At 69.3% G+C, this 26,475-nt stretch carries 29 protein-coding genes and 1 tRNA gene; 12 read left to right on the forward strand and 18 right to left on the reverse strand.

The genetic code is table 11. The features are described from left to right. Positions 1 to 92: 92 nt before the first annotated feature. The 3 genes from LOKHON_RS04945 to LOKHON_RS04955 all read left to right on the forward strand — a co-directional run bounded on the left by LOKHON_RS04945 (position 93) and on the right by LOKHON_RS04955 (position 3,268). On the forward strand, positions 93 to 1,019 hold the full coding sequence (locus tag LOKHON_RS04945) for an MYG1 family protein (protein WP_017928149.1): 927 nt from the start codon (positions 93 to 95) through the stop codon (positions 1,017 to 1,019). 309 nt (positions 1,020 to 1,328) lie between these two features. Then, positions 1,329 to 1,685: a hypothetical protein gene (locus LOKHON_RS04950; RefSeq protein WP_017928150.1), complete on the forward strand. Its 357-nt coding sequence runs from the start codon at positions 1,329 to 1,331 to the stop codon at positions 1,683 to 1,685. Positions 1,686 to 1,843: 158 nt separating this feature from the next. Next, entirely contained in the window at positions 1,844 to 3,268 is a 1,425-nt protein-coding gene (locus LOKHON_RS04955; protein ID WP_017928151.1) for a PepSY-associated TM helix domain-containing protein, read from the forward strand. 46 nt (positions 3,269 to 3,314) lie between these two features. On the opposite strand, the gene LOKHON_RS04960 is transcribed toward LOKHON_RS04955, so the two are convergent. The 6 genes from LOKHON_RS04960 to LOKHON_RS04985 are packed head-to-tail and all read right to left on the reverse strand — an operon-like array spanning position 3,315 to position 8,978. Next, entirely contained in the window at positions 3,315 to 4,592 is a 1,278-nt protein-coding gene (locus LOKHON_RS04960; RefSeq protein WP_017928152.1) for an amidase family protein, read from the reverse strand. After that, complete coding sequence (locus LOKHON_RS04965; RefSeq protein ID WP_017928153.1) at positions 4,589 to 5,242, reverse strand: DUF2848 domain-containing protein; 654 nt, start codon at positions 5,240 to 5,242, stop codon at positions 4,589 to 4,591. The genes LOKHON_RS04960 and LOKHON_RS04965 overlap by 4 nt, the downstream gene beginning before the upstream one ends. A 27-nt stretch (positions 5,243 to 5,269) precedes the next feature. After that, positions 5,270 to 6,547, reverse strand: a complete 1,278-nt coding sequence (locus tag LOKHON_RS04970; RefSeq protein ID WP_017928154.1) for a TRAP transporter large permease — start codon at positions 6,545 to 6,547, stop codon at positions 5,270 to 5,272. After that, positions 6,544 to 7,077 (reverse strand): TRAP transporter small permease subunit, encoded by a 534-nt coding sequence (locus LOKHON_RS04975; RefSeq protein ID WP_017928155.1) that lies wholly within the window; start codon positions 7,075 to 7,077, stop codon positions 6,544 to 6,546. Before LOKHON_RS04975 ends, LOKHON_RS04970 begins: the two co-directional genes overlap by 4 nt. A gap of 6 nt (positions 7,078 to 7,083) precedes the next feature. After that, on the reverse strand, positions 7,084 to 8,124 hold the full coding sequence (locus tag LOKHON_RS04980; RefSeq protein ID WP_017928156.1) for a TRAP transporter substrate-binding protein: 1,041 nt from the start codon (positions 8,122 to 8,124) through the stop codon (positions 7,084 to 7,086). A 20-nt stretch (positions 8,125 to 8,144) separates the two neighbouring features. Further along, entirely contained in the window at positions 8,145 to 8,978 is an 834-nt protein-coding gene (locus LOKHON_RS04985; RefSeq protein ID WP_017928157.1) for a putative hydro-lyase, read from the reverse strand. A gap of 139 nt (positions 8,979 to 9,117) precedes the next feature. Here LOKHON_RS04985 and LOKHON_RS04990 point away from each other — a divergent pair, with 139 nt between their 5' ends. Then, complete coding sequence (locus LOKHON_RS04990) at positions 9,118 to 9,981, forward strand: LysR family transcriptional regulator (protein ID WP_017928158.1); 864 nt, start codon at positions 9,118 to 9,120, stop codon at positions 9,979 to 9,981. A 201-nt stretch (positions 9,982 to 10,182) separates the two neighbouring features. Beyond that, a tRNA-Arg gene (locus tag LOKHON_RS04995) sits at positions 10,183 to 10,259 on the forward strand. Between the two features lie 34 nt (positions 10,260 to 10,293). Here LOKHON_RS04995 and LOKHON_RS05000 read toward each other — a convergent pair. Continuing rightward, positions 10,294 to 10,506: a hypothetical protein gene (locus LOKHON_RS05000; protein WP_017928159.1), complete on the reverse strand. Its 213-nt coding sequence runs from the start codon at positions 10,504 to 10,506 to the stop codon at positions 10,294 to 10,296. 228 nt (positions 10,507 to 10,734) lie between these two features. Between LOKHON_RS05000 and LOKHON_RS05005 the strand changes: the two genes are divergently transcribed. After that, entirely contained in the window at positions 10,735 to 11,457 is a 723-nt protein-coding gene (locus tag LOKHON_RS05005; RefSeq protein WP_017928160.1) for a hypothetical protein, read from the forward strand. Positions 11,458 to 11,461: 4 nt separating this feature from the next. Here the strand turns inward: LOKHON_RS05005 and pcaD are convergent, their stop codons facing one another. The 4 genes from pcaD to LOKHON_RS05025 are packed head-to-tail and all read right to left on the reverse strand — an operon-like array spanning position 11,462 to position 14,757. After that, positions 11,462 to 12,271 (reverse strand): 3-oxoadipate enol-lactonase, encoded by an 810-nt coding sequence (pcaD, locus tag LOKHON_RS05010; RefSeq protein ID WP_017928161.1) that lies wholly within the window; start codon positions 12,269 to 12,271, stop codon positions 11,462 to 11,464. Continuing rightward, the gene (locus LOKHON_RS05015; RefSeq protein ID WP_017928162.1) at positions 12,268 to 13,242 is read right to left on the reverse strand and encodes a threonine ammonia-lyase; all 975 of its coding nucleotides are present in this window, start codon (positions 13,240 to 13,242) and stop codon (positions 12,268 to 12,270) included. The genes pcaD and LOKHON_RS05015 overlap by 4 nt, the downstream gene beginning before the upstream one ends. Further along, on the reverse strand, positions 13,239 to 14,081 hold the full coding sequence (locus LOKHON_RS05020; protein WP_017928163.1) for an alpha/beta fold hydrolase: 843 nt from the start codon (positions 14,079 to 14,081) through the stop codon (positions 13,239 to 13,241). Before LOKHON_RS05020 ends, LOKHON_RS05015 begins: the two co-directional genes overlap by 4 nt. Beyond that, complete coding sequence (locus LOKHON_RS05025) at positions 14,068 to 14,757, reverse strand: haloacid dehalogenase type II (RefSeq protein WP_017928164.1); 690 nt, start codon at positions 14,755 to 14,757, stop codon at positions 14,068 to 14,070. Before LOKHON_RS05025 ends, LOKHON_RS05020 begins: the two co-directional genes overlap by 14 nt. 177 nt (positions 14,758 to 14,934) lie before the next feature. Here LOKHON_RS05025 and LOKHON_RS05030 point away from each other — a divergent pair, with 177 nt between their 5' ends. After that, a complete protein-coding gene (locus LOKHON_RS05030) occupies positions 14,935 to 15,369 on the forward strand; it encodes an FKBP-type peptidyl-prolyl cis-trans isomerase (protein ID WP_017928165.1) in 435 nt (144 codons plus the stop codon). Between the two features lie 95 nt (positions 15,370 to 15,464). After that, a complete protein-coding gene (locus tag LOKHON_RS05035; protein ID WP_017928166.1) occupies positions 15,465 to 15,788 on the forward strand; it encodes a YnfA family protein in 324 nt (107 codons plus the stop codon). Here LOKHON_RS05035 and LOKHON_RS05040 read toward each other — a convergent pair. The 4 genes from LOKHON_RS05040 to fabA form a co-directional block, all read right to left on the reverse strand. Continuing rightward, complete coding sequence (locus LOKHON_RS05040) at positions 15,785 to 16,213, reverse strand: VOC family protein (protein ID WP_017928167.1); 429 nt, start codon at positions 16,211 to 16,213, stop codon at positions 15,785 to 15,787. The two genes, LOKHON_RS05035 and LOKHON_RS05040, sit on opposite strands and share 4 nt — an antisense overlap. 64 nt (positions 16,214 to 16,277) lie before the next feature. Further along, positions 16,278 to 17,063, reverse strand: coding sequence for an enoyl-ACP reductase FabI (locus LOKHON_RS05045; protein WP_017928168.1), 786 nt, complete (start codon positions 17,061 to 17,063; stop codon positions 16,278 to 16,280). A gap of 22 nt (positions 17,064 to 17,085) precedes the next feature. Then, on the reverse strand, positions 17,086 to 18,315 hold the full coding sequence (gene fabB / locus LOKHON_RS05050) for a beta-ketoacyl-ACP synthase I (RefSeq protein WP_017928169.1): 1,230 nt from the start codon (positions 18,313 to 18,315) through the stop codon (positions 17,086 to 17,088). Between the two features lie 22 nt (positions 18,316 to 18,337). After that, the gene (fabA, locus tag LOKHON_RS05055; RefSeq protein WP_017928170.1) at positions 18,338 to 18,847 is read right to left on the reverse strand and encodes a bifunctional 3-hydroxydecanoyl-ACP dehydratase/trans-2-decenoyl-ACP isomerase; all 510 of its coding nucleotides are present in this window, start codon (positions 18,845 to 18,847) and stop codon (positions 18,338 to 18,340) included. Positions 18,848 to 18,986: 139 nt separating this feature from the next. On the opposite strand from fabA, the gene irrA reads away from it, so the two are divergent. The 4 genes from irrA to LOKHON_RS05075 all read left to right on the forward strand — a co-directional run bounded on the left by irrA (position 18,987) and on the right by LOKHON_RS05075 (position 21,765). Further along, positions 18,987 to 19,412: an iron response transcriptional regulator IrrA gene (gene irrA / locus LOKHON_RS05060; RefSeq protein ID WP_026147439.1), complete on the forward strand. Its 426-nt coding sequence runs from the start codon at positions 18,987 to 18,989 to the stop codon at positions 19,410 to 19,412. Positions 19,413 to 19,647: 235 nt separating this feature from the next. Further along, entirely contained in the window at positions 19,648 to 20,463 is an 816-nt protein-coding gene (proC, locus tag LOKHON_RS05065; RefSeq protein WP_017928172.1) for a pyrroline-5-carboxylate reductase, read from the forward strand. After that, on the forward strand, positions 20,456 to 20,809 hold the full coding sequence (locus tag LOKHON_RS05070; RefSeq protein ID WP_017928173.1) for a tRNA-binding protein: 354 nt from the start codon (positions 20,456 to 20,458) through the stop codon (positions 20,807 to 20,809). Before proC ends, LOKHON_RS05070 begins: the two co-directional genes overlap by 8 nt. Beyond that, positions 20,806 to 21,765, forward strand: a complete 960-nt coding sequence (locus LOKHON_RS05075) for a 2-hydroxyacid dehydrogenase (protein ID WP_017928174.1) — start codon at positions 20,806 to 20,808, stop codon at positions 21,763 to 21,765. Before LOKHON_RS05070 ends, LOKHON_RS05075 begins: the two co-directional genes overlap by 4 nt. Before the next feature lie 3 nt (positions 21,766 to 21,768). Here LOKHON_RS05075 and LOKHON_RS05080 read toward each other — a convergent pair whose 3' ends face one another. The 3 genes from LOKHON_RS05080 to carB all read right to left on the reverse strand — a co-directional run bounded on the left by LOKHON_RS05080 (position 21,769) and on the right by carB (position 26,434). Beyond that, entirely contained in the window at positions 21,769 to 22,353 is a 585-nt protein-coding gene (locus LOKHON_RS05080; protein ID WP_017928175.1) for a thymidine kinase, read from the reverse strand. A gap of 103 nt (positions 22,354 to 22,456) precedes the next feature. Continuing rightward, the gene (locus LOKHON_RS05085; RefSeq protein WP_017928176.1) at positions 22,457 to 23,041 is read right to left on the reverse strand and encodes an HPF/RaiA family ribosome-associated protein; all 585 of its coding nucleotides are present in this window, start codon (positions 23,039 to 23,041) and stop codon (positions 22,457 to 22,459) included. A gap of 63 nt (positions 23,042 to 23,104) precedes the next feature. Beyond that, positions 23,105 to 26,434: a carbamoyl-phosphate synthase large subunit gene (gene carB, locus LOKHON_RS05090; RefSeq protein WP_017928177.1), complete on the reverse strand. Its 3,330-nt coding sequence runs from the start codon at positions 26,432 to 26,434 to the stop codon at positions 23,105 to 23,107. Between the last annotated feature and the right edge of the window lie 41 nt (positions 26,435 to 26,475).

Genomic DNA, 26,475 nt, shown 5'->3' on the forward strand with positions numbered 1-26,475 from the left:
GCGGCCCGACATCGGGTGTTCGACCGATCGGATGCCACAGACTTCTACCGAGGGCGGCCTGACGGCCGCCCGTTTCGTTTCAGGGATCAGCCATGACCATCACCCATCTCGTCACCCATTCGGGCGGCTTTCATGCCGACGAACTCCTCTCCTCGGTCATCCTGACCCGGCTGTTTCCCAAGGCGGAGCTTGTCCGCAGCCGCGACAAGGCGTGGATCACCCCCGCAGAGGAGCGGATCATCTACGACGTGGGCGGCCAGTTCGACGCCGAGGCGCGGATCTTCGACCACCACCAGAAGCCTAACCCGCTGCGCGAGGACGGCCAGCCCTACAGCTCCTTCGGGCTGGTCTGGGCGCGGTACGGCCGCGACTACCTGCGCGCGCTGGATGTCCCTGAGCATGACGTCGAGAAGATCCACGCCTCGTTCGACCGGGGCTTCGTGCTGCCCGTGGACCTGCTCGACAACGGCGCGGTGGACGCCTCCGCCGCGGGGCCGCTGTTCTCGGGGCTGACGCTGCCGGCGCTGCTCGAAAGCCTGAAACCCGCCTTCGACGACCGCGAAGAGGGCGCCGACGACCGCGCCTTTGCCGCCGCCGTGCCGGTCGCGCGCGCCTTCGTCGAAGCCCGCATCCGCCGCTCGGCCGCGAAATACCGCGCCGAGGCGATGGTGCTGGCGGCGATCGAAGCGGCGGGCGAGGGGCGCGTCCTCGAGCTGCCGATGGGCATGCCCTTCCGCGCCGGTGTCGAGGCGGCGGGGGCCGATCAGCTGCTGTTCGTCGTCCATCCGCGCGGCGCGGACTGGGCGCTGACCACGATCCGCACCGGCGACGACACCTTCGAGACCCGCGCCGACCTGCCCGCCGCATGGGCGGGGCTGACGGACGAGGCACTGGAAGCGGCGTCGGGCGTGAAAGGCGCGAAGTTCTGTCACAATGGCCGCTTCATCGCCGTGGCCGACAGCCGCGAGGCGATCATGGCGATGGCGGAGCTGGCGGTGGCGGAGAATTCCGTCCGCTAGCCTCCGCCCAAGGCGGCGCGCGGGCCGGTGTCGTGCCTCGGACCGCGCCGCGCAGCCGCGCGCGCAGCCGGGCGGGGCCGCTTGGCGATATCCTGCCGTGCCGCCCCGGCGTCCCGTCCGGCCGCGCGCACGCGGCCAATCCGGGTGAGGCGGCGGTAACGTCTTGGCGGGCGCCCCTGTTTTCGGCCCCTGCATGGCCCCCCTTGGCTCGGTGACGGGCCGGGGGCGCGCCACCGGGCCAGGGGGCGGGCCGAAAGTCACGGCGCCGGGCTCTTCCCGAACCGCCGGAATTGTGGCTTATGCGCCGGCATGATCTCCCGGATCCTGCAACTTCTCGTGCTGATCGGCGTCGTGCTCGGCGTCACGCTGCCGCAAAGCTCGGCGGCGCTGTCGGCGATTCGGTTGATCGACGCGCGGACGGTCGTGATCTGCACCGGCCACGGGATCGAAGCGATCACGCTCGACGCCGATGGCAACCCGGTCGAGGCGGGCGCAAAGCTGCCGCATCACTGCCTGCTCGTGGATGCGGTGGGCACGGCGCAGCCGCCGCGGATGCCGTCCCGCCCGGTCCGGGCAGCCCCCGTGGCGACCCTGTCGCGCATCGACGGGCCGGCGCTCGCGTGGCGCGGCCATGACGGGCAGCCCCGCGCACCGCCGCCGGCGTGATGTCGACACGATCCACCTGACATCATGCATTGCCGGTCGCGGCCCCGCCCGCCGGCCAGACGGAGTTTTCCGATGACATCGCATTTCGCGACAGCGCCCCGCTGCGTTCGTTTTCCTTTGGGCGGCCACGCCGCCAGCGCCGGTCAAGAGGCCCGCCCGTGACCGCCATCGACACCACCCCCGCCTCTTCCCCGAGCACCGATCCGGGGCGCAGTGCCAGCCTCTACCGCGCCGCGTGGCGCTGGCACTTCTATGCCGGGCTCTACGTGATCCCGTTCTTCCTGATGCTGGCGGTGACCGGCATGGCGATGCTCTGGATCGCCTGGATCGACGGGCGCGACGGCGAACGCACGCGCGTCGTGCCGCAGGAGACGGCGCTGCCGCTGTCGCGGCAGGCCGAGGCGGCGCAGGCGCTCTGGCCCGAGGGCGAGATCGCGCAATACATCGCGCCGCGCGGCGACGATCTCGCCGCGATCTTCCGGGTGAACACCGATGACGGGGCGATGATGGCCGTGATCGATCCCTATACCGGCGAGGTGCTGGAGAGCTTTGCGCGCCGCAGCGGCTGGTACGACCGGATGGAGAGCTTTCATGCCGATGTGATGCTGGGCGTCACCGGCGACCGGATGATCGAGCTTGCGGCCTCGCTCGGCGTGGTGCTGCTGGCGACGGGTCTCTACCTGTGGTGGCCGCGCGACGGGCAGGGGCTTCGGGCGCTGTGGCCACGTTTCGGCGCGCGCGGGCGGGCGCTGTGGAAGTCGCTGCATGTGACCATCGGCATCTGGGTGTCGGTGGCGCTGCTGTTCTTTCTGGTTTCGGGCCTGTCCTGGGCCGGGATCTGGGGCGAGAAGATGGTGCAGGCCTGGTCGAGCTTTCCGGCGGGCAAGTATTCGGGCATCCCGGTGAGCGACGTGTCGCATGCCAGCCTGAATGGCGGCCGCCACGAGGTGCCATGGGCGCTCGAACAGACGCCGATGCCGGCGTCGGACCCGCATGCCGGTCATGGCGGCGGCGGGCATGTCGCGCCCGTGGCCGAGGACCGCTCCGCCGGGGCGATGCCCGATGCCGACGCGGTCGACCGGTTTGCCCGCGAGATCGGGATGACGGGCCGCTACCAGCTCAACTGGCCCAAGGGGGAAACCGGCGTCTGGACCCTGAGCCGCGATTCCATGAGCACCGACAGCCTCGATCCGACCAGCGACCGGGTCGTGCATCTCGACCGTTACTCGGGCGCGATGCTGGCCGATATCCGGTTCTCGGATTACGGGCTGATGGGCAAGGCGATGGCGATCGGCACGGCGCTGCACATGGGCACGCTGGGGCTGTGGAGCGTGCTGGCCAACACGCTCGTCTGCCTGTCGGTGATCTTCTTGTGCCTGTCGGGCATCGCGATGTGGTGGAAGCGCCGCCCCGGCGGACGGCTGCGGCTGGCCGCGCCGCCCGCGCCGCGCGACATGCCGCAATGGAACGGGGCGATGGGCGTCGCGCTGGCGCTGAGCCTTGCCTTTCCGGTGGCGGGGGTCGCGCTGGCGGCGGTGCTGCTGGTCGACGGGCTGGTGCTGCCGCGCCTGCGCCGGGCCTGAATGCGCGGGGGGCCGCCCGATCCGTCGGGCGGCCCCCTTCGTCGGTTCAGCCGTCGCGCAGCAGCGGCTCGATCGTGCGGGCCGAGGCCAGCAGCGCCTCGTCGGCCCCGTGGCCCGCGACCAGCATGAGGCTCAGCAGCACGCCCGCGTGGCGATAGGGCAGCGCGATGCTGCAGCCATCGCCGATATTGGCCAGCGTGGTGTTGCGCAGCGCCAGGAGGTTCAGCCGGTTGAACGCCGCGTCATCGGCAAGATCGCTCGGCGCGGGCGGCAGGATCGCCACCGTCGGCAGCAGCAGCGCCTGGCCGTCGAGCGCCGCCGACAGCGCCGCGGCAAAACGGGTCCGGGCATTAAGCGTCTGGCGATAGCTCACCGCCGACACTTCGTCGGCGCGCCCCATGCGGGCATGCACGCGCGGATCGAACTGCGCCGCCTCGGTCTGGAAGGCCGTCTCGTGATGCGCCCGGCATTCGACCGAGGTGAGATGCCAGGGCGGGATCGCGGCATAGTCCGACAAAAGCGGCAGCGGCGTGTCGTCGATCTCCACGCCTGCGGCGCGCAGATGCGCCAGCAGCGCCTCGAAGCCCGCCGAAACCTGCGGGTCGAGATCGTCGAAGCCAAAGCCCCGCGCCACGCGCAGCCGCAGCGGCGCGGGCGCTGTCTCGGGCGCGTCCCGCCCGGCCATCACCCGCCATGTCGCGGCGCAGCCCGCCACGTCGCGGGCGATCGGGCCGAGGCTGTCGAGGCTGTCCGAAAGGGTCACCGTGCCGTCGCGCGGCACGCTCGACTGGGTCGGCTTGAATCCGGTCAGGCCGCAGAACGCCGCCGGGATGCGCAGCGAGCCGCCCGTGTCGCTGCCGATCGCCACGTCGGCGAGCCCCGCCGCGACCGAGGCCGCCCCGCCCGAGGTCGAGCCGCCGGGGATGCGCCCCGGCCAGGCCGGGTTGTCGGCGGTGCCGTGATGGTCGTTCAGCCCGAGACCGGAATAGGCCAGCTCGGACATCGCGGTATGGCCGGTCATCACCGCGCCGGCCGCGCGCAGCCGCGCCACGGCGGGGGCGTCCGTTTCCGCCGCAGGATTCTTTTCGAGAAAGCGGGTGCCGGCATGGGTCACTTCGCCCGCCACGTCGTAGAGCCCCTTGACCGACACCAGCGCCCCGGCGAGCAGGCCGTCGGCGCGCGCGGCCCGCGCCGCGTCCTCGCGCGCGTTCTGCGCGAAGACGGAGGTGTAGATGCCGCGCGGGCCACCTTCTGGCCCGAGCCGGTCAAGCAGCGCTTCGAGCCGGGCCGGGGCCTTGGCCGCGCTCCAGCCCGCGCCGTTCATGCCATCACCGGCAGCACGCGGATCGCGTATTCGGTCGCGATCTCGCGGCCCAGCACCGGGTCGGTCAGCCGCATCCGGAACCGTTCGGCCGGGCGCACGCCGCCCTTTGCGCCGAGCGTGCCGCACAGCATCGCGCCGCCATCGGCCAGACCGCCACCCTGCGCCAGGTCGGCCAGCGGCCGGATCGAGGCCAGCGTGCCGCTCTGGTAGACGACCCAGGCGCCGTTCTCGAAGATCTCGGAGGCCAGCTCGATCCGGTCGAGATGGTCGGCCACCTCGTCGAAATCCCAAAGCGCGGCGGCCACCGGCTTGGGGCAGACCTGCTTGGAATGGGCGACCGAATGCGCCTCGAGCGCGCGGTCGGTCTGGTCCGAGCCGAGCCCGAGCCATGTCTTGCCATCGGCGCGGATCAGCAGCGGCTCGGCCTCGCCCGAGGTGTCGGGGCCGAGCACGTCGATGCGGTCGGACTGCACCAGAAGCTCGGGGCCGCAGCGGTAATAGAGCGGCACCTGGCTTGGCGGGGCGACACCGAGCGCGGCCAGCTCCTCGATGTGGTGGTCGACGGCGGCGCGGTCGCGGCCGGTCCAGCCGGCGACGATCAGGTCGGTGAGGGTCACGTCGAGCGCGCCTTGGGTCGTGTCGAACTGCATGTGATGCGTCCTTCGGGGTCAGCGGTGTCAGAATGTCGAGGGCAAATAGAGCGCGAGCCACGGCGCGATGATCAGCATGCCCACCATGGCCAGCATCACCAGCGCGTAGGGAATGCAGCCCAGCATCACGTCGGTGAAGGGCCCCTTGCGCGCCGATTGCACGACATAGAGGTTGAGCCCGACCGGCGGGGTGATCAGCGCCATCTCGACGAGGATGATCATCAGCACGCCGAACCAGATCTTGTCATAGCCAAGCTCGACCACGATCGGCACGATGATCGGGATCGTCGCCACCATCAGCGACAGCGTTTCGATGAAGAAGCCGAGCACGATGTAGATCGCGATGATCACGAACAGCGTCGCCAGCGGCGAGATGTCGAGACCGCCCAGCATCGATTGCAGTGCCCGGCTGACGCCGGCGGCGGTCAGCACGTAGTTCAGCACATAGGCGCCGATCACCACCAGCATCACCATGGCCGAGGTGCGCACCGCGCCGCGCAGCGCCTCGCGCAGCATGGTGAGCGACAGCGCCTTTTGCTGCGCCGCGATCAGCACCGCGATGGCGACGCCGATGGCCGCGGCCTCGGTGGGCGTGGCCCAGCCGGCATAGATCGAGCCGACGATCGCCACGAACAGCCCGAGGATGGGAAGCAGGTCGGCAAGGCTGCCGATCCGCGCGCGCCAGCTGAATTCCGGGCGCGGGCCGCCGAGGCTCGGGCGCCACAGGCACAAGATCGCGGTCATCGCCATGAAGGCCAGCGCCATCAGAAGCCCCGGCAGAAGCCCCGCGAGAAACAGCTGCGGGATCGAGCTTTCGGTGAGAAAGCCGTAGACGATCAGGTTGATCGAGGGCGGGATCAGGATGCCCAGCGTGCCGCCCGCCGCGATGGCGCCGGAGAACAGCCTCTGGTCATAGCCCAGACGCTCGGCCTGCGGCATCGCCACGGTGGCGACGGTGGCGGCGGTCGCCACCGAGGAGCCGGAGGTGGCCGAGAACAGCGTCGAGGTCGCGATGTTGGCGTGGATCAGCCCGCCGGGCAGCCACGACACCCAGGTGTTGAGCGCCTCGTAGGTGCGCGCGGCGACGCCGCTGCGCACGAGGATCTCGCCCAAGAGCACGAAGAAGGGGATGGCGATCAGCGTGGCGCTGTTGGAGGACGACCAGACCACCTGACCCAGACCGCGGATCAGCGGAAAGGGGCTGAAGAAGATGTCGAGCCCGAAGCCCAGAAGGAACAGCACGATCCCGACCGGGATCGACAGCGCGAGCAGGCCCAGAAGGCCGATGGCGGTAAAGGCGATCATGTCGCGGTCTCCGTTCCGACGATAGTCTCGACGCTGTCGAAGCGTCCTTTCAGCATCAGCACCACGGCGCCGATCGACAGCACCACCGCCGAAAACGCGAACCAGCTCCAGCCGGCCCACCAGATCGCCTGCGGAATCCACAGCGGCGTCTCGAGCGCGGTGTTGGCGCGCGCCCCGGTGCCGAGCGTCTTGTCCAGCACGCCCCAGCCATGCCACGCGGTGATCAACGCGACCCCGGCCATCGACAGCATGGCGAGGCAGTCCATGCCCGCGCGAAAGCGCGGCCCGCCCTGCACCCGCAAAAGGTCGATGCGGACATGCGCGCGTTCGGTCAGCGCGTAGCTGATGCCCCAGCTCGTCACGCCAGCCATCACGTAGCCCGAGATTTCGTCGGTGCCGCCCAGCGGCGCGCCGAAGCGGCGCGCCACGATCTCGGCGAGGATCAGCACGACGCAGGCCAGAAGGCCGAAGCCCGCCAGCAACGCGACGCCGTCATTGATCCGGCCCAGCCATCGGATGATCCTCGCCATGACCGGTCAGCCCCCGATCGACACGCCGACCACCTGGCCGACGCTGTCGTTCCAGCGCTGCGCCCAGTCGTCGCCGGCGCGCGCCGCCCAGTCGGGCAGAACCTCGGAGACCAGCGCCTCGCGCGCGGCCTCGTTGTCCTCGGCGGTCGCCTCGACCAGCGTCATGCCGCGGGCCTCGCCCGCCGGGCAGTCGCCATTGCCGGTCAGGCAGGCGATGTCGTTTTCGAGCGCGTCCTGCGCGGCGTCCCATGCGGGCTCCTGCAGGTTGTCGACCACCGCCGTCTCCAGCTGCTGCTGCTGTTCTTCGGAGAGGCTGTTCCAGCGGTCCATGTTGACCGCCGTCACCACCGGGTCCCAGCCGCCGAGCGGCAGCGGCAGAAGATGGGTCGACACCTCCCACCAGCCGGCGGAATAGCCCGAGCCGGCGCCGGTCACGGCGCAATCCACCACGCCGCGCTGCAACGCGCCGGGCACTTCGCCGAAGCTGACATTGACGCCCTCGGCGCCGAGCGCCTCCAGAAGCTTGGCGGTCATGCGGCCCGAGGCGCGGACCTTCTTGCCCTCCAGATCGGCAAGGCCGGTGATCTCGCCGTTGCAGAACACGACCTGCGGCGGGTAGGGCGCGATGCCGAGCACCTTGGCGTTGAAGACCTCGGCATAGATGTCGTCGACCATCGGCCGGGCCGCGTCGACCATGGCGCGCGCGGTGGCGGCGTCGGGGGCGACCAGCGGCACGTCGAGCGATTCCAGCGCCGCGCTGTCGGCCACGGCGTAATCGGCCACGGTCATGCCGATGTCGAACACGCCGTCGCCCAGCATCCGGTACACGTCGCCGCCATCGATGCCCATCTGGTCATGCGTGGTCAGCGTCGCGGTCAGCGCGCCGCCGGTCGCCTCGGGCAGCGTTTCGGTCCACAGCGGGGCCTCGTATTGCTTGTGCAGCGGCAGGCCGCTCCAGCTGCCGACCACCGACAGCTCCTCGGCGTGCAGCGCGGTGCCGCCCATGAGCGCCGCGGTAGCGCCCAGTGCAAGAAGGGTGCGTGTCATTGTTCTGTTTCTCCCTGTTGTCATTCGTTGTCGTCGTCGTGGCCCGTGCCCGAGCCTGTGCCCGTGCCGTCGTCGCGGTCGGTGATCAGCATCGCGCCCGGCGCGTGGCTGATGCACAGCGGCAGGCGCGCGCGCATCATCGCCACCTGCGGTGTCACCCCGCAGGCCCAGAACACCGGCAATTCGTCGCGGCCGACCGGCACCGCGCTGCCCCAGTCGGGGCGGTCGAGATCGATGCCGATCGCCGCCGGGTCGCCGACATGCAGCGGCGCGCCATGCGCCATCGGAAAGCGCGCGGTCAGGTCGCGCACCTCGTCGATGCGGTCGCGGTGCACCGGGCGCATCGACACCACCACCGCGCCGCCGAACGGGCCCGCGGGGGTGGTCTCGATGGTGCTGCGATACATCGGCACGGTCACGTCGCGCTCGATGTGGCGCATCGGGAACCCGGCCTTCAGAAGCGCCGCCTCCATGGTGAAGGAGCAGCCGATGGCAAAACCGACCATGTCGTCGCGCCACAGATCCGAGATGTCGTGCGGCCGGTCGACCAGCGCGCCGTCGCGGTAGACGTGATAGAGCGGCACGTCGCGGCGCAGGTCGATGTCGCGCCCCAGCGCCGGAAATCCCGGATCGCCCGCAGCGCTCTGCCCCGCGAGCGGGCAGGGCACCGGGTTCAGCGCGCAGAATTCCTCGAAGGCGCGCGCCTCGGCCAGCGGCATGATGGCGAGATTGCATTGCAGGCGGCCCGGCGCGAGCCCGGCGGTGTGCCCGCGATAGCCGCCGTCGCGGAAGACGCGGCGCAGGGCCTGCGGATCGAGCCCGGCGAGATCGGCGCGGCGAAGTGCGTCTGGCATGGCGGTCCTCCTTTGGCCGACACGCTAGACAATTCGCCGCTATAAGATCAAATCGTGATTTTCTGTAAGATGTGATCCAATAATTCGATCACTTCGCTTTGCACCGCCGATCATCAGCCCCGCACAGGAGACCGCCGCCATGACACTCGACCAGCTCAACACCTTCTTGTGGGTCGCGCGTCTGGGCGGCGTGCGGCGGGCCGCGCAGCAGATGAACCTGTCGCAGCCGGCGATCTCGGCGCGGATTTCGGGGCTGGAGGAGACGCTGGGCGTGGCGCTGTTCACGCGCGGGCCGCGCGGCGTGACGCTGACCCGGCAGGGGGTCTTGCTGCGCAACCATGCCGAGCAGATCGCCGCGTCGGTCGAGCGCATCCGCGCCGAGATCGTGCCACCCGCGAGCCTGTCCTCGCTGCTTCGGATCGGCGCCGCCGAAACCATCGTGCAGACTTGGCTTCCGGCCTTTCTGAGCCGCCTGAACGCCACCTATCCCAAGCTCAAGATCGAGGTGATGGTCGACATCTCGATCAACCTGCGCGAGGCGCTGCTCGACCGGGCGCTCGATCTGGCGCTGCTGATGGGGCCGGTCTCCGAATACAGCGTCGACAATATCGAGCTGCCCAAGGTGTCGCTGGCATGGTACCGCCCGGTGGCCATGACCGAGCCCGACATCTCGCAGGTGCCGGTGATCACCTACAACCGGCAGTCGCGGCCGCATCGCCACCTCGCGGCGGAGCTTTATGCACGCCACGGTGGCACGGCGCAGATCTTTCCGTCGAACTCGCTCTCGACCGCGATCGAGATGGTCGCCGCCGGTCTCGGCGTCGGGGTGATGCCCGAGGTGCTCGGGCGGCGTCACGTGGCGGCGGGCCGGATCGTGGAGTTCGACCCCGGCTGGCGGCCCGACGCGCTGCAATTCTCGGCCTCCTTCATCGGCGACACCGAGGACGCGCTCGTGCAGGGCGCGGCGCGGTTGGCGCGCGAGGTGGCCGTCGACTACGGCTGACCGGAGGCATGGCCGTGTCGCCGGGCGGCTCGGACATGGCGCCGGGAGGCGGGGCCTTTCGCTCGCAAGGCGCGCCGTGACGGGTGGGAAGCCCGGCGCGGCGCGAATATTGCCTTGATGTCAAGGACGGGTTTTTGCACCTTCGCGCAAGCCCGAGTCGGGTGTGAACACCCGCCCCGGATGGCCGGGGCAGGGGCGCGCGGTCCCATAGCTCAACTGGATAGAGCAGCCGACTTCTAATCGGCAGGTTCGGGGTTCGAGTCCTCGTGGGACCGCCATCTTTTCACGACATCTCTGGCCGACGCCCGGATCTCAGCCCTTTTTCTGCAGGCGCGCGGCGCGCAGCGCGGCGGTCTTGGCGCTGCGGCTGGCGGCTTCGGCGTCGAGGATCTCGCGCGCGGCGCGGGTCGTGATGTCGCCCTTGGTCTCGGGGGCGGCGGCGGGCGCGGGGCGCGGCGCGGCGGTGCCGGCGGCGCGGTTCATGCGGGCTTCGAGATTGGCGAAGGTGGTTTCAAGGGCATTCATTCAAAGCGTCCTTTGGTCGGTTGAGCGAGGCGCCGCAGCGACGTGCCGGGGCGCCGCCCTGCCATCATGCAACCTATACCGGCCAAGACGTTCGGCAAGCTCTCGCGCATGCGCGGGCGGGCGCGCCCAAAAGCGGATCTGCGCGCGAATAGGGCTGTGGCCGCGCCCCGGCCCGGTGTAGAACCGGCCCCGCAAACGGCACCAAGACCAATCAACGGGACAGAGCAGATGATCACACGGGCAATCATGGCGGCGGCATTCGGCCTCGTCGCGGCAGGGGCGCAGGCGCAGGGCTTTGCCGGCGGCGTGCTTTCGGTCGAAACCTCGGCCTTCTTCGAAGAGGGCGATATCGGCTACACGACCTATGCGGGCGGGCTGCAATTCGACATCGGCGCGGGCTTCGGCGTCGAGGCCGATCTCGCCTCCTACGGGTTTTCGGGCTTTGGCTCGGATGGCAGCAACGCGACGCTGCACGCGATCTTCGACATCGGCCCGCTGATGGTGCTGGGCGATACCAGCGTCGGCGCCTTCGTCGGCCGCGACGGCTATGACGACGGCGATTCCACGATCTTCGGGATCGAGGGCAAGGGCGAGCTTTACGGCCTGCGCAGCGAGGCCTATCTCGCGCGGCATGACGGCGATCTGGGCGAGATCACCCTGGCCGGCCTGGGCGCGCGCTATGACATCACGCATGACATCTATGCCATGGGCGATCTCGGCCTGGCCGATGGCGGCGGCGAGGGCGAATTGCTGCGCGCGGCGCTGGGCGGCGGCTACCGCATCGATGGCGGCCCGCGGCTGTGGGGCGAGCTGGGCCGGATCGAGGCGGATGACGATGCCTTCACCGGCGACGAGACCTATCTCGCCATCGGGGCCGAGATCGGCTTCGGTCCCAATGCGGGCACCACCTTCGGCAGCCGCAGCCTGTTCGACATAGTGCCGGGGCTGTGACCGGTCAGGGCGCGGCCTGGTCCGCGCCCGCATGCCCCGTCGCGCGCAGGAATTGCGCGACATGGGCGGCCCAGTCTTCGGGCCGCTCGGCCGGGGCGAGATGGCCCGCGCGACGGATGATCTCGAACCGCGCGCCGGGGACCAGCTCCACGGTTTCGCGCATCAGGTCGGCGGGCACGGAGCGGTCCTCGGACCCCGCGAGGCCCAGCACCGGCAGGCGCAGCCCCGACACGGGCGTCCAGAAATCGGTGCCCGAAACGGCAGCACTGGCGCCCACATAGCCTTCGATCGCGGTGCCGGTCAGCACCCGGCGCGCCCGCGCCGCCACCGGGCCGTGGCGCGCGTCCCGCCCGAGCCAGCGGTCGAGCACGGCGTCGGCCTGCGCCGCGATCCCGGCGCGGCGGATCGCGGCGATCCGCTCGTCCCAGAGCTTCGGCGTGCCGATCTTGGCCGCGGTGTTCGACAGAACCAGCCCGCGCACGAGGTCGAGCCGCTTGACCGCCAGCCCCTGCGCCACCATCCCGCCGAGCGACAGCCCGGCGAACACCGTGTCGCGCAGGCCGTGCGCCTCGATCACCGCCTCGGCGTCGGAAATCATCTGCCCCATGGCATAGGGGGCCTCGGGCGCGTCCGAGCCGCCATGGCCGCGCAGGTCGTAGCGCAGCACCCTCACGTCGCCCGGCAAGAGCGGCAGCACCGCGTCCCACAACGTCATGTCCATGCCGAGCCCATGCGCCAGCACCAGCGCGGGCGCGCCTTCGGGTCCCTCGATCCGGGTGGCGAGGCGGCAGCCGTCGCGCGCCGTGACGATCACGTCGCCCGCTCCAGCGCGCGCGCGAATATCGGCGCGTCGACATTGCCGCCCGTCGCCACCGCGATCACCGTGTCGCCCTGCGCCGCCTCGGGGCGGAACAGCGCCGCCGCCAGCGCCACGGCGCCGCCCGGCTCGATCACGATCTTCAGGTGGCGGAAGGCGAGCGCCATGGCGCGCAGCACCTCGTCCTCGGTGACGACGAGGCCGGGGCCGCAGAGCCGCTTCAGGATCGGGAACGTGATGTCGCCCGGCTGCGGCGTGATGATGGCGTCGCAGATCGACCCGTTCAGCCGGTCGTTGCGCCGGATCTCACCGGCGGCGAGGCTGCGCGCGGTGTCGTCGAAGCCATCGGGTTCGCAGGGGCGCACCCGCAGGCCCGGCGCCTCGGCCTCCAGCGCCAGAGCGATCCCGGCGGTCAGCCCGCCACCGCCGCAGCAGACCAGCACATCGGCCTCGGCCACGCCCAGATCGGCGGCCTGTTCGGCGATCTCCAGCCCCGCCGTGCCCTGTCCCGCGATCACCAGCGGCGCGTCGAAGGGTTTGACCAGCGTCAGGCCGCGCTTTTCGGCCAGCGCCGCGCCCATGGCGTCGCGGTCGTCGGTCTCGCGGTCGAAATGCACGATTTCGGCGCCCAGCGCGCGGGTGCCGTCGACCTTGGCGCGCGGCGCATCCTTGGGCATCAGGATCACCGCCGGGATGCCGTGTTCGCGCGCCGCATGCGCCACGCCCTGCGCGTGGTTGCCCGACGAGAACGCGATGACGCCGCGCGCGCGGCGTTCCTCGGGGATGGCCGAGATCGCGGACCAGCCGCCGCGCGCCTTGAACGACCCGGTGACCTGCAGGCATTCGGCCTTGACCAGAACGCGCCGCCCGGCCACCGCGTCGAGCGCCGGAGAGGACAGGATCGGCGTGCGCCGCAGGTGTGTGCCGATACGCGCGCGCGCGGCGCGGATCATGTCGATGTCGCTCAAGCCTCGTCTCCCCTTGCGGCGCGGCAGCGCGCCAGCCAGTCGTTCAATGCCGCGAGCGCCTGCGGTTCGTCAAGGAACGGCACGTGACCGCGGCCCGGCACTTCGGCAAAGATCATCTCGGGGTTGCGTTCGCGCATCCGTGCGGCGGTGTCGGCGCTCAGAAGTTCGGAATTCGCGCCGCGGATCAACGCCGTGGGCAGGGTCGTGGTCGCGTCGAAGAGCGGCCAGAGATCGGGGGCGGGCTGCACCGCGCCGCCCAGCACCGCGTTGCGCAGCCGCGCGTCGTAGCGCAGCTTCAGCCCCTCTGGCGTCTCCTCGTACTGGCCGCGCACCTCCGCCAGCCAGCGGTCATGCGGCACGCCCTCGAAGCCGGTCCACGCGCGGGCGCGGGCGCGGGCCGCCGCCTCCCATGTCGGCTCGCGCGGCGGCAGGCCGAGATAGCCCTTGATCGTCTCCAATCCTGCGGGCGCGATCTCGGGGCCGATATCGTTGAGCGCCACGCCCGAAAGCCGGTCGCGCGCGGTCGCGGCCAGCACCATCGCGATCAGCCCGCCACGCGAGGTGCCGAGGATCGCGGCCCGCCGCAGCCCGAGATGATCCATCAACGCCAGCACGTCGCGCGCCTCCTGCGCGACCGTGTAGGTCGAGGGATGGGCCCAGTCCGACCGACCCCGCCCGCGATAATCGGGCCGGATCAGCCGGACGCCGCCCAGATGCGGCGCCACGTGGTCGAAATCGGCGGCGTTGCGGGTCAGGCCGGGCAGGCACAGGACCGCCATCCCCGTGCCTTCATCGAGATAATGCAGCCCGGTGCCGTCCTCGGCCTCAAGCCGGGGCATCGGCGAACTCGGCCAGATGGGTGAGATCGGGCAGCACGTGGGTGGGCCGCGACCAGAGCCGGTCGCGTGGCTCGCCGCTGCGGTTCACCCATGCGGTGGTGAAGCCATAGCCGGTGGCGCCCGCCACGTCCCAGAAGTTGGAGCTGACGAACAGCACCTCCTGCTTTTGGCAGCCGAACCGCTCCAGCACGAGGTCGTAGACCCTCGGATCGGGCTTGTAGACGCCCGCCTCTTCGGCCGAGAGCACCGCGTCGAGGCTGTCTGCGATGCCGGCGGATGTCACCGCGCTGTCGAGCATTTTGGGCGAGCCGTTCGACAGGATCGCGACGTTGCGATTCTTGGCCTTCAGGTCGGCCAGGACCTCGCGCGCCTCCGGGTAGGCGGGCAGCGTGTCGTAAAGCGCCAGCAGCCGGGCGCGCAGGTCCGGGTCCGACAGCCCGGATTTTTCGAGCGTCCAGGTCAGCGCGTCGGCGGTGACATGCGCGAAATCGACATGGTTGCCGCTGATCGTGCGCAGCCATGTGTATTCGAGCTGCTTGATGCGCCAGTCGCGCGAGACCGTCTCCCAGTTTTCCGCCAGGGCTTCGCCGCCCGGCTCGGCGCTGGCGATGCGGGCGGCGCCCGCCACGTCGAAGATCGTGCCATAGGCGTCGAAGACGATGGTGCTGATGGTCATGAAATCCCCCTTGTCAGGGCGAGGCTGGCATGCCCCGCCTCCTAGGGAAAGACTTCTGGGGGCGATCGGGTTGCGAACAGCGCCAAGGCTTCCTACCTAGGGCGTGACCCAAGAGGAGCACCCGCAAGCGGCGGCCTCCGGAAATTCACCCTACGATCCCAGCTCAAGGAGAGGCTCATGACGCAAGTCAAGCAGGGCGACACCGTGCGCATCCATTACACCGGCACTCTGAATGACGGCCAGACCTTCGATTCGAGCGAAGGCCGCGAGCCGCTCGAATTCCAGGTCGGCTCCGGCCAGATCATCCCCGGTCTCGACAACGCCATGCCCGGCATGGAAGTCGGCGAGAAGAAGACCGTCGAGGTCGCCTGCGACAACGCTTATGGCCAACCCGACCCGAACGCGCGCCAGGCCGTGCCGCGCGATTCGATCCCGGCCGACATCCCGGTCGATCCGGGCACCCGCCTGCAGATGCAGACCCCGCAGGGCCAGGTCGTGCCGGTGACCGTCATGGAAGCCACCGAGGAGCAGGTCGTGCTCGACGCGAACCACCCGCTCGCTGGTCAGGATCTGACCTTCAACGTCGAGCTGGTCGGCGTCGACCCGGCCTGAGCCGCGACATCATGTTCGGGAAAAGGCCCCGGCAGCACCCGCTGCCGGGGGCCTTTTTCATGTGAAACCCGGCACGAAAGAGCCTAAGGGGGCGCATGCAGAGCCTGACCCTTTACCTCCTCGCGGCGCTTTTCGAGATTTCCGGCTGTTTCGCGGTCTGGGCGTGGTGGCGCGCCGGGGCCTCGATGCTGTGGCTGGCGCCCGGCGCCGCGGCGCTGGCGGGCTTCGCGTTGTTGCTGGCGTTCAGCCCCGCCGCCTTCGCGGGCCGCGCCTTCGCCGCCTATGGCGGGGTCTACATCGCCGCCTCGCTGGGCTGGCTCTGGGTCGTGGAGGGGCAGCGCCCCGACCGGTTCGACGCGGGCGGGGCGCTCGTGTGCCTGATCGGCGCGGCGCTGATCCTGTGGGGGCCGCGCGGTTAGCCCTTTTGCGCCGCCATCATGGCCTGCATCTTCTCGGCATCCATCCAGCCGGTCTCCAGCACGTTGCCGTCCGGGTCGCGGATGGTGCGGCCATACATGACATCGCCATGCTCGACCTTCTTGCCGGTATCGGCGCCGCCATGCGCCAGCGCGGCCTCGACGATGGCATCGACCGCGGCGCGGCTGTCGCGCGGGATCGCGACCAGCACGCCGGTGCTCTCGCGCGGATCGGCGACCGGGCCGGGCGCGAAGCCCGCAAAGGTCTCGCGGTCGAGCAGCATCAGGCAGGCGCCGTCGGTGATGCGGATGCAGGTGGTGTGCTCGCCGGTGAACTGCGCCACCACGGAAAAGCCCAGGCCTTCGTAGAAGGCGCGGGCGCGCGCGGCATCGGCCACGGGCAGGTTGATGTAGACGGTCTGTGACATGAAAAAACTCGCGACAGGTGAACCCTGCCGCGAGCTTATCCTGCCCGCGTCACCGCGCAAGCGGTCAGAGGTTCTCGCTCTGCGGCATGCCGAGCACGTGGTAGCCGCCATCGACATGCACGATTTCGCCGGTGGTGCAGGCCGCCGCGTCCGAACACAAATAGAGCGCGGTGCCGCCCACCGCCTCCAGCGTCGCGTTCGAGCGCATTGGCGCGTTGGCGTCGGTGTGCTTGAAGGTCTTGCGCGCGCCGCCGATCGCCGCGCCCGCCAGCGTCTTCATCGGACCAGGCGAGACCGCGTTGACGCGGATGCCCTCGGGGCCGAGATCGTTGGCGAGGTAGCGCACGGACGCCTCCAGCGCCGCCTTGGCCACGCCCATGACGTTGTAGAACGGCGTCACCTTGTTCGAGCCCTGATAGGTCAGGGTGACGATCGAGCCGCCGGCGCTCATCAGCGGATGGGCGCGCCGCGCGATGTCGATCAGCGAGTAGCAGGAAATGCCGAGCGAATTGCGGAAGTTCTCGCGGCTGGTGTTGATGAACCGCCCCGTCAGCTCGTCCTTGTTGGAATAGGCGATGGCGTGGATCACGAAATCCAGCCGGCCCCAGCGCTCCTCGATCTTCTTGAAGGCCGCGTCGAGCGAGGCGTCGTCGGTGACGTCCACGTCGAGCAGGAAGTCCGAGTCGAGCTGCGCCACGAGCGGCGCGACGCGCCGCCCGAAGGTTTCGCCCTGATAGGAGAAGGCCAGCTCCGCCCCCGCGCCGTGCAGCGCCTTGGCGATGCCCCATGCGATCGAGCGGTCGTTCGCGACCCCCATGACAAGGCCGCGCTTGCCCACCATCGACATCATGTCCGTCTCTCCCGCCTCTGCGTCAGTCTTTGTAGCGCGACAGCAGCATCGAGCCGTTGGTGCCGCCGAACCCGAAGCTGTTGGTCATCACCGTGTCGAGGCCGGCATTCTCGCGCAGCTCGGTCGCGATTTCGCCTTCGTTGATGCCTTCGGCGAGGTTCTCGACGTTGATCGACGGCGCGATGTAGTCGCCCTTGAGCATCAAGAGGCAGTAGATCGCCTCCTGCGCGCCGGTCGCGCCCTGGCTGTGGCCGGTCATCGACTTGGTCGAGGAGATCGGCGGGGTGGCGCCGGTCCCGAAGACGCGGCGCACCGCCTCGACCTCGCCCACATCGCCCACCGGCGTCGAGGTGCCATGCGCGTTGATGTAATCGACGCTGCGGCCTTCGGGCAGGGTGGACAGCGCGATGCGCATCGCCCGCTCGCCGCCTTCACCCGAGGGCGCGACCATGTCGTGCCCGTCGGAGGTCGCGGCGAAACCGGTCACCTCGGCATAGATCTTGGCGCCGCGGGCCTTCGCATGCTCCAGATCCTCGAGCACCACCATGCCGCCGCCACCGGCGATGACGAAACCGTCGCGGTCGCGGTCGAACGCCCGGCTGGCCTTTTCGGGGGTGTCGTTGAACTTCGACGACATCGCGCCCATCGCGTCGAACAGGCACGACAGCGTCCAGTCGAGCTCCTCGCCGCCACCGGCGAACATCACGTCCTGCTTGCCCATGGCGATCTGCTCGGCGGCGGCACCGATGCAGTGCAGCGAGGTCGAGCAGGCCGAGGTGATCGAGTAGTTGATGCCCTTGATCGCATAGGCGGTCGACAGGTTGGCCGAAACCGTGGACGACATGCCGCGCGGCACCATCAGCGGGCCGATCCGCTTCGGCGAGCCGGATTTCAGCACGGTCTGGTGCGCCGAGAACAGGTTCGAGGTCGACGGCCCGCCCGAGCCCGCGATCAGGCCGGTGCGCTCGTTCGAGATCTCCGCCTGCTCGAGCCCCGCATCGGCGATGGCCTGGCGCATCGAGAGATAGGCATAACCCGCGCCCGGCCCCATGAAGCGCAGGGTGCGCTTGTCGATCTCGTCCTTGAGATCGACCTTCAGCGTGCCCGCGACACGGCTGCGAAAGCCGTATTCGGCCATTTCCTCGGAGGCCTCTATCCCTGAGCGGCCCGCGCGCAGCGCGGCATCCACTTCGGCGGCCGAATTGCCGATGGGCGAGACGACCCCGAGGCCGGTGACGACGACGCGACGCATGGCGCCTCCTTCCTTGACGGGTTCAGCTCTCGGAGAGAGCGACCTTCATGTCCTTGACGAGATAGATGGTTTCACCGTCGGCCTCGACCCGGCCATCGGCGACGCCCATGGTCAACCGGCGGGTCTGCACGGCCTTGGTGAAATCCACGTAATAGGTGAGCTGTTTGCGATCGGGGCGCACCATGCCGGTGAGCTTGACCTCGCCGACGCCGAGCGCGTAGCCGCGGCCCTTCCAGCCGCGCCACCCGAGGTTGAACCCGGTGAGCTGCCACAGCCCGTCGAGCCCGAGGCAGCCGGGCATGATCGGGTTGCCCGGAAAGTGGCAGTCGAAGAACCACAGGTCGGGGGTGATGTCGAACTCGGCCACGACATGGCCCTTGCCATGCGCGCCGCCATCGCCGGAAATGTCGGTGATGCGGTCCATCATCAGCATCGGCGGTTCGGGAAGCTGGGCGTTGCCCGGGCCGAACAGTTCGCCCCGCGCGCATTTGAGAAGCGCGTCCCTATCGAACTGGGTCGGATATTCTGACATGGGGCCCCGTCGGTGTCTTGTGGTTTGTCTGACCCAAGCCTCTACCACCGTGCCGCGCAATAGGGCAAGGGCGCCGGGGTGGCGGGGGGTGTCGGGCGACATTGAATTCGCGGGCGATAAAGGGCATATCTTGACGGACATGACGCACACGCCTCCTTCACGCGCCCGCCGCGGCGCCGACTGGCTCGCCACGGCCGGGCTGCGCCCGACGCGGCAGCGGCTCGCGCTCGCCACGCTGCTCGTGGGCGACGGGCAGAACCGCCACGTCACCGCCGAAAGCCTGTTCGAAGCGGCCTGCGGGGCGGGGCACAAGGTCTCTCTCGCCACGGTCTACAACACGCTCTCGGCCTTTTGCGCCGCAGGGCTGATGCGCGAGATCACGGTCGATGGCTCCAAGAGCTATTTCGATACCGACATGACCGATCATCCGCATTTCTACTGGGAAAACGACGCGCGCCTGTCGGACGCCCCCGCCGACCAGCTGGTGATCGCGCAGCTGCCCGACGCGCCCGACGGGGCGGAGATCGCCAAGGTCGACGTGGTGATCCGGCTGCGCCGCCGCTGATCCTTTTCACCATTCCTTCAATACGCATGGCGCGTCACCGGCAGCGGGGCGCCCGGCCGGGATGTCGGAACAATGCGTATTTATGGAATGGTGAAACGGGGAAGGGTGCCCTGACCTTTGACCATGCCCCGAATACGCCGCGCGCGGCCGGTCTTGCGCGGGCCTTCGGGGCATCTGCTTGCAGCCCGGCCCGCGCGCGCCTAGCCTCCGGCGCAAACTCAACGGAGGATGCGCCATGCAGATGGAAGACGTTGCGCGCCGGGGCCTCGTGCTCCTTGGCTGCGGCAAGATGGGTTCGGCGATGCTGGCGGGCTGGCTCGAAGGCGGGCTGCCGAAGCAGTCGGTCACCGTGCTCGACCCCAAGCCCTCGGAGTGGCTGCAAAGCCAAGGCATCCGGCTGAACGAGGATCTGCCCGAGGATCCGGCGATCGTGCTGGTCGCGGTCAAGCCGCAGATGATGGGTGACGCGCTGCCCTCGATGCAGGCCAAGGGCAACGGCACCACGCTGTTCGTCTCGGTCGCCGCGGGCACCCCGATCGCCAAGTTCGAACAGGCGCTGGGCGACAAGACCCCGATCGTGCGCGCCATGCCCAACACGCCCTCGGCGATCGGGCGCGGCATCACCGCGATCATCGGCAACGCCCATGCCAGCGCCGAGCAGGTCGATCTCGCCGAGGCGCTGCTGAAAGCGGTGGGGCAGGTCGTGCGGCTCGACAGCGAGGACCAGATGGATGGCGTCACCGCCGTCTCCGGCTCCGGCCCGGCCTATGTGTTCCACCTGATCGAGACGATGGCAAAGGCGGGCGAGGAGCAGGGGCTGAGCCCCGAGCTGGCGCTGCAGCTGGCCTCGGCCACGGTGGCGGGGGCGGGCGCGCTGGCGGATGGCTCGGAGGAGCATCCGGGCAAGCTGCGCGAGAACGTGACCTCGCCCAACGGCACCACGCAGGCCGCGCTCGACGTGCTGATGAACGAGACCGACGGCTTCCCGGTGCTTCTGAGCCGGGCGCTCAAGGCCGCCGCCGACCGCTCGCGCGAGCTTGCGAATGGGTGAAGCCCCGTCCCCGGAGATCGTCTTCGACGATTTTGCCAAGGTGGACATCCGCGCGGGCATCGTGACCCGCGCGGAGCCCTACCCGGAGGCCCGCAAGCCCGCGATCAAGCTGTGGATCGATTTCGGTCCCGGTCTCGGGGAAAAGCGGTCCTCGGCGCAGATCGCGACGCATTACGACCCCGCCGACCTGGAGGGGCGTCAGGTTCTGGCGGTGGTGAATTTCCCGCCGCGCCAGATCGGCAAGTTTCTTTCCGAAGTGCTGGTGCTCGGCCTGCCCGACGCGGATGGCGCGATCGTCCTGATCGAGCCGGACCAGCCCGTGCCGTCTGGGGGGCGGCTGTCATGAAGAAGACCCTACTCGTCACGCGGCCCCTGCCGCAATCGGTGCTCGACGCCTGCGCGCGGGAGTTCGACGCCACCTTCCGCGACGCCGATCATGGCCTGACCGAGACCGAGGCGGCCGAGGCGCTGGGCGCCTATGACGCGATCCTGTGCACGCTGGGCGACCGGTTTAAGGCGCAGGCCTTCGCGCAGGCGGGCGAGATCCGCTGCGGCGTGCTGGCCAATTTCGGCGTGGGCTACAACCACATCGACGCAGCCGCCGCGCGCGAAGCCGGTGTCGCGGTGTCGAACACGCCCGACACGGTCACCGACGCCACCGCCGATATCGGCCTGACGCTGCTTCTGGCCACCGCGCGCCGCGCGGGCGAGGGCGAGCGGCTGGTGCGCGCGGGGCAATGGTCCGGCTGGGCGCCGACGCAGATGCTGGGCAGCCACGTCACCGGCAAGACGGTGGGCATCGTCGGCATGGGCCGGATCGGGCAGGCGGTGGCCAAGCGCTGTGCGCTGGGCTTCGACATGCAGCTTCTGTATCACAGCCGCTCCTCCAAGGCGGTGCCGCTGCCGGCGATGCAGGTGGACGATCTCGACGAGCTGATGGGTTCGGCCGATTTCATCGTGGTCACCGTGCCCGCGACGCCACAGACGCATCACCTGATCAGCCGCGAGATGATCGGGCTGATGAAGCCGGGCGCCATTCTCATCAACATCTCGCGCGGCGACGTGGTCGATGAGACGGCGCTGATCGAGGCGCTTGAGGCGGGGGCCATCGGCGGCGCCGGGCTCGATGTCTACGAAAACGAGCCGGAAGTGCCCGAGCGGCTGCGCAAGCTCGACAACGCGGTGCTGCTGCCGCATCTCGGCACCGCGGCGCTCGAGGTGCGCGAGGCGATGGGGCGAATGGCGCTCGACAATGCCCGCGCCTGGGCCAAGGGCCTGACGCTGCCCAACCTCGTCAACTGACCCTCACGCGGGGCGGTCGCCGATCGCCTCGCGGAAATGCCGACGGCACAGAGAGACGTAGCGGTCGTTGCCGCCGATCTCGACCTGGTCGCCCGCCATCGCCACCCGGCCTTGGGCATCCTTGCGCACCACCATCGTCGCCTTGCGCCCGCAATGGCAGATCGTGCGCACCTCGCGCATCTCGTCGGCCAGCGCCAGCAGCGTGGCCGAGCCGGGAAACAGCTGGCCGAGGAAATCGACGCGCAGCCCGTAGCACATCACCGGCACGCGCAGATCGTCGACCGCGCGGGCGAGCTGCCAGACCTGGTCGGGCGACAAAAACTGCGCCTCGTCGACGAAGACGCAGGCGCAGGGGCTTTCCAGCCGTGTCCTGATCTTTTCGAACAGATCGTCGCCCGCGTCGAAGGTGTCGGCCTTCGACCCGATGCCGATGCGGCTCTTGATGAAGCCTTCGCCGGCGCGGTTGTCGAACTTGGCGGTGAGCAGGTAGGTCTGCATCCCGCGCTCGGCATAGTTGTGCGCCGCCTGCAACAGCACCGTCGACTTGCCGGCGTTCATCGTCGAGTAATTGAAATAGAGCTTGGCCATGGGCCGGTCACATACAAAGGGCGGCGCGTCGTGACAACGCGCCGCCCGTTCGGGAGGCGGGAGTTTTGCAAAACTCCCGCACCGATCCTTGCAAGGAGCCGTCTCAGGCGTGGGAGGGCACGTCGCCGTTCATCTGCATCTGGCGGATCGGGCGTACGGAGCTTGCCTGCGGCCCCATGCCGTTGGCGCCGTCATCGACGATCGACAGCTCCACCGGCGCGCCTTCCTCGAGCTTGTCGAAGGCGTCCTCGGCGACGCTGGCCTTGTGGAACCAGATGTCGCGCCCGTCGAGAGTTTCGATGAATCCGTATTCGGTGAAAAGCTGGCGCACCCGGCCCTGCGGCGGGCCGTCATGCGTCTTCACGTCGCCCTGCACCTTCTGCGCCGCGTGTTCGAGCTGCCGCTCCATCGCGTAGAAGGCATCGCGCACCGCGAGATAGGGATCGTGCTTGTCGCCCTTGCCGGGGTCGTGGCTGACCACCAGCTCCTTGCCCGGAACGCGGGCCTCGACGCGCACATGATAGCCCTGGGCGCCCGCCTGGCTGCGGTTGGGGACCTCGACCACGACATGGCAGCTGGTGATGTGGCCGTGAAAGCGCTCCAGCTTGGCGGCGCGTTCGCGGATGCGGGCCTCCAGCCCGTCCGAGCTGTCCATGTTGTGGAAGGCGATCTCGAGGGGGGTGTCCATGCGTCTCTCCCTTCTGCTTGGTCCGGGAGAAACGCATGGGTCATCGTGCCGTTCCGGGTGACGTCACGCCTGCAGCGACCTCACGCCGACCTCGCCCTCCTGCCGCGCCAGCATCGCCTGCGCCGCGGCCTGCGCCGCGGCGGCGGTGGTGAAGTAGGGGATCTTGGCATGCAGCGCCGCCGAGCGGATGTCGCGGCTGTCCTCGATCGCCTGCGCGCCTTCGGTGGTGTTCATCACCAGCGCGACATGCCCGTCCTTGAGCCGGTCGACGATGGTCAGCCCGCCCTCGTAGAGCTTGTTCACCAGCTCCGCCTCGATGCCGTTTTCCTTGAGCCAAGCCAGCGTGCCGCGGGTGGCGAGGATCGACAGCCCGAGCCCGGTGACGCTGCGCGCCGCCTCGGCCATGGCGGGGGTCTTGTCGCCGTCGCGGATCGACAGGAACACCCGGCCCTCGCGCGGCAGGTCCGAGCCCGCGCCCATCTGCGCCTTGAGGAAGGCCAGCGCGAAGCTGCGATCCCAGCCCATCACCTCGCCGGTGGAGCGCATCTCCGGCCCGAGGATGGTGTCGACGCCGGGGAAGCGGGCAAAGGGCAGCACCGCCTCCTTGACCGAGAACCACGGCATGTTCGGGTCCGCCAGCGTCATCGGGTCGGCATAGGGCAGGGGCGTGTCGTAATCGACGTTCTCGTAGGCCGGGCGGAAGGGGAAAGCCGAAAGCTTCTCGCCCGCCATCAGCCGCGCGGCGATGCTCGCGATGGCGCTGTCGGTCGCCTTGGCGACGAAGGGCACGGTGCGGGAGGCGCGCGGGTTCACCTCGATCAGGTAGACGGTGTCGTCCTTGACCGCGAACTGCACGTTCATCAGGCCCACCACGCCGAGCGCCAGCGCCAGCGCCTGCGTCTGGCGGCGGATCTCGGCCTGAATGTCCTCGGTCAGCGAATGCGGCGGCAGGCAGCAGGCGCTGTCGCCCGAATGCACGCCCGCTTCCTCGATGTGCTGCATGATGCCGGCGACATGCACCTGTTCGCCGTCGCACAGCGCGTCGACATCCACCTCGGTCGCGCCCGAGAGATAGCTGTCGAGCAGCACCGGGCTCTTGCCCGACACCACGACGGCGTCGCGGATGTAACGCTTGAGATGGTCCATGTCGCGGACGATCTCCATCGCCCGGCCGCCCAGCACGTAGGAGGGACGGATCACCAGCGGGAAGCCGATGCTCTCGGCGATGTCGAGCGCCTGTTCGTCGGTCGAGGCGATGCCGTTCTTGGGCTGCTTGAGCCCGAGCCGGTTCACGAGATCCTGGAACCGCTCGCGATCCTCGGCAAGATCGATCGCGTCCGGCGTGGTGCCGAGGATCGGGATGCCTTCGGCTTCGAGATCGTTGGCCAGTTTCAGCGGCGTCTGGCCGCCGAACTGCACGATCACCCCGTGCAGCGTGCCCTTTTCCTGCTCGACGCGCAGGATTTCCATCACGTGCTCGAAGGTCAGCGGTTCGAAATAGAGCCGGTCGGATGTGTCGTAATCGGTCGAGACGGTCTCGGGGTTGCAGTTGACCATGATGGTTTCATAGCCCGCATCGGTCAGCGCGAAGCAGGCGTGGCAGCAGCAATAATCGAACTCGATGCCCTGTCCGATCCGGTTCGGGCCGCCGCCCAAGATCACGACCTTCTTGCGGTCCGAGGGGCGCGCCTCGTCCTCGACCTCGCCCATGACGGGGGTTTCGTAGGTCGAATACATGTAGGGCGTCTGCGCCTCGAACTCGGCGGCGCAGGTGTCGATCCGCTTGAACACGGCGTTGACGCCGAGATTGCGGCGCGCGCGGCGGATATTGGCCTCGTCGCGCCCGGTGAGGGTGGCGAGGCGGGCATCGGTGAAGCCCATCATCTTGAGGTGGCGCAGGCCGTCCTCGGTGACGGGCAGGCCGTCGCGGCGGATCCCGGCCTCGGTCTCGACGATCTCGCGGATCCGGGCGAGGAACCACGGGTCGAACTTGGTGACGGCCTGGATCTCGTCATCCGAGAGCCCCTCGCGCATCGCCTGGGCGATGACACGCAGCCGGTCGGGGGTGGTCTTCGACAGCGCCTTGGTGATGGCGGCGCGGTCGGGCGCGCCCGCGATCTCGATCTCGTCGAAGCCGGTCAGCCCGGTTTCCAGCGAGGCTAGCGCCTTTTGCATCGACTCGTGGAAGGTCCGGCCGATCGCCATCGCCTCGCCCACCGATTTCATCGCGGTGGTCAGATGCGGCTCGGCGCCCGCGAATTTCTCGAAGGCAAAGCGCGGGATCTTGGTGACGACGTAGTCGATGGTCGGCTCGAAGCTCGCGGGCGTGACCTTGGTGATGTCGTTGTCGAGCTCGTCCAGCGTGTAGCCCACGGCGAGCTTGGCCGCGATCTTGGCGATCGGGAAGCCGGTCGCCTTGGAGGCCAGCGCCGAGGAGCGCGAGACGCGCGGGTTCATCTCGATCACCACCATGCGGCCATCGGCGGGGTTCACCGCCCATTGCACGTTCGAGCCGCCGGTCTCGACGCCGATCTCGCGCAGCACGGCGATCGAGCCGTTGCGCATGTGCTGGTATTCGCGGTCGGTGAGGGTGAGCGCGGGCGCCACGGTGATCGAATCGCCGGTGTGCACGCCCATCGGATCGACGTTCTCGATGGCGCAGACGATGATGGCGTTGTCGGCGCGGTCGCGCACGACTTCCATCTCGTATTCCTTCCAGCCGAGCAGGCTTTCGTCGACGAGGATCTGGCCCACGGGCGAGGCATCCATGCCGGTGCGGCAGTAATGTTCGTATTCGGCGCGGTTATAGGCCACGCCGCCCCCCGTTCCGCCCAAGGTGAAGGCGGGGCGGATGATCGCCGGAAGGCCGATCTCCTCGAGCGCCTCGACGGCGAGGCTGACGCCCGCGTTCAGGTCGCGCTTGCCGTTGTCGAGCTTGGGCGCGGTGATGATGGTCGCCTTGGGGTTTTCGAGCCCGATCCGGTCCATCGCCTCGCGGAACAGCTTGCGGTCCTCGGCCATCTCGATGGCCTCGCGGTTGGCGCCGATCAGCTGCACGCCGAACTTTTCCAGCACGCCCATGTCGGCCAGCGCGAGGGAGGTGTTGAGCCCGGTCTGACCGCCCATGGTGGGCAAGAGCGCGTCGGGGCGTTCCTTCTCGATGATCTTGGCGACGACCTCGGGGGTGATCGGCTCGATGTATGTGGCGTCGGCGAGACCGGGATCGGTCATGATCGTCGCGGGGTTGGAGTTGACGAGGACGACCCGGTAGCCTTCTTCGCGCAGGGCCTTGCAGGCCTGGGCGCCCGAGTAGTCGAACTCGCAGGCCTGGCCAATGACGATCGGCCCCGCGCCGATGATCATGATCGAGCGGATATCGGTTCTTTTCGGCATGGGACCCTCGTGTTTCTCGCGCGGCCTCAAGGGGAGGGGGC

The sequence above is a fragment of the Limimaricola hongkongensis DSM 17492 genome (assembly GCF_000600975.2).
Lineage (GTDB): Bacteria > Pseudomonadota > Alphaproteobacteria > Rhodobacterales > Rhodobacteraceae > Limimaricola > Limimaricola hongkongensis.

Excerpts from the sequence above, each read along its gene's own strand:
- LOKHON_RS04945 (WP_017928149.1), top strand. The coding sequence starts at position 93 with ATGACCATCACCCATCTCGTCACCCATTCGGGCGGCTTTCATGCCGAC.
- LOKHON_RS04950 (WP_017928150.1), top strand. The coding sequence starts at position 1,329 with ATGATCTCCCGGATCCTGCAACTTCTCGTGCTGATCGGCGTCGTGCTC.
- LOKHON_RS04960 (WP_017928152.1), bottom strand. The coding sequence starts at position 4,592 with ATGAACGGCGCGGGCTGGAGCGCGGCCAAGGCCCCGGCCCGGCTCGAA.
- LOKHON_RS04965 (WP_017928153.1), bottom strand. The coding sequence starts at position 5,242 with ATGCAGTTCGACACGACCCAAGGCGCGCTCGACGTGACCCTCACCGAC.
- LOKHON_RS04970 (WP_017928154.1), bottom strand. The coding sequence starts at position 6,547 with ATGATCGCCTTTACCGCCATCGGCCTTCTGGGCCTGCTCGCGCTGTCG.
- LOKHON_RS04975 (WP_017928155.1), bottom strand. The coding sequence starts at position 7,077 with ATGGCGAGGATCATCCGATGGCTGGGCCGGATCAATGACGGCGTCGCG.
- LOKHON_RS04980 (WP_017928156.1), bottom strand. The coding sequence starts at position 8,124 with ATGACACGCACCCTTCTTGCACTGGGCGCTACCGCGGCGCTCATGGGC.
- LOKHON_RS04985 (WP_017928157.1), bottom strand. The coding sequence starts at position 8,978 with ATGCCAGACGCACTTCGCCGCGCCGATCTCGCCGGGCTCGATCCGCAG.
- LOKHON_RS04990 (WP_017928158.1), top strand. The coding sequence starts at position 9,118 with ATGACACTCGACCAGCTCAACACCTTCTTGTGGGTCGCGCGTCTGGGC.
- LOKHON_RS05000 (WP_017928159.1), bottom strand. The coding sequence starts at position 10,506 with ATGAATGCCCTTGAAACCACCTTCGCCAATCTCGAAGCCCGCATGAAC.
- LOKHON_RS05005 (WP_017928160.1), top strand. The coding sequence starts at position 10,735 with ATGATCACACGGGCAATCATGGCGGCGGCATTCGGCCTCGTCGCGGCA.
- LOKHON_RS05020 (WP_017928163.1), bottom strand. The coding sequence starts at position 14,081 with ATGCCCCGGCTTGAGGCCGAGGACGGCACCGGGCTGCATTATCTCGAT.
- LOKHON_RS05025 (WP_017928164.1), bottom strand. The coding sequence starts at position 14,757 with ATGACCATCAGCACCATCGTCTTCGACGCCTATGGCACGATCTTCGAC.
- LOKHON_RS05030 (WP_017928165.1), top strand. The coding sequence starts at position 14,935 with ATGACGCAAGTCAAGCAGGGCGACACCGTGCGCATCCATTACACCGGC.
- LOKHON_RS05035 (WP_017928166.1), top strand. The coding sequence starts at position 15,465 with ATGCAGAGCCTGACCCTTTACCTCCTCGCGGCGCTTTTCGAGATTTCC.
- LOKHON_RS05040 (WP_017928167.1), bottom strand. The coding sequence starts at position 16,213 with ATGTCACAGACCGTCTACATCAACCTGCCCGTGGCCGATGCCGCGCGC.
- LOKHON_RS05045 (WP_017928168.1), bottom strand. The coding sequence starts at position 17,063 with ATGATGTCGATGGTGGGCAAGCGCGGCCTTGTCATGGGGGTCGCGAAC.
- fabB (WP_017928169.1), bottom strand. The coding sequence starts at position 18,315 with ATGCGTCGCGTCGTCGTCACCGGCCTCGGGGTCGTCTCGCCCATCGGC.
- fabA (WP_017928170.1), bottom strand. The coding sequence starts at position 18,847 with ATGTCAGAATATCCGACCCAGTTCGATAGGGACGCGCTTCTCAAATGC.
- irrA (WP_026147439.1), top strand. The coding sequence starts at position 18,987 with ATGACGCACACGCCTCCTTCACGCGCCCGCCGCGGCGCCGACTGGCTC.
- proC (WP_017928172.1), top strand. The coding sequence starts at position 19,648 with ATGCAGATGGAAGACGTTGCGCGCCGGGGCCTCGTGCTCCTTGGCTGC.
- LOKHON_RS05070 (WP_017928173.1), top strand. The coding sequence starts at position 20,456 with ATGGGTGAAGCCCCGTCCCCGGAGATCGTCTTCGACGATTTTGCCAAG.
- LOKHON_RS05075 (WP_017928174.1), top strand. The coding sequence starts at position 20,806 with ATGAAGAAGACCCTACTCGTCACGCGGCCCCTGCCGCAATCGGTGCTC.
- LOKHON_RS05080 (WP_017928175.1), bottom strand. The coding sequence starts at position 22,353 with ATGGCCAAGCTCTATTTCAATTACTCGACGATGAACGCCGGCAAGTCG.
- LOKHON_RS05085 (WP_017928176.1), bottom strand. The coding sequence starts at position 23,041 with ATGGACACCCCCCTCGAGATCGCCTTCCACAACATGGACAGCTCGGAC.
- carB (WP_017928177.1), bottom strand. The coding sequence starts at position 26,434 with ATGCCGAAAAGAACCGATATCCGCTCGATCATGATCATCGGCGCGGGG.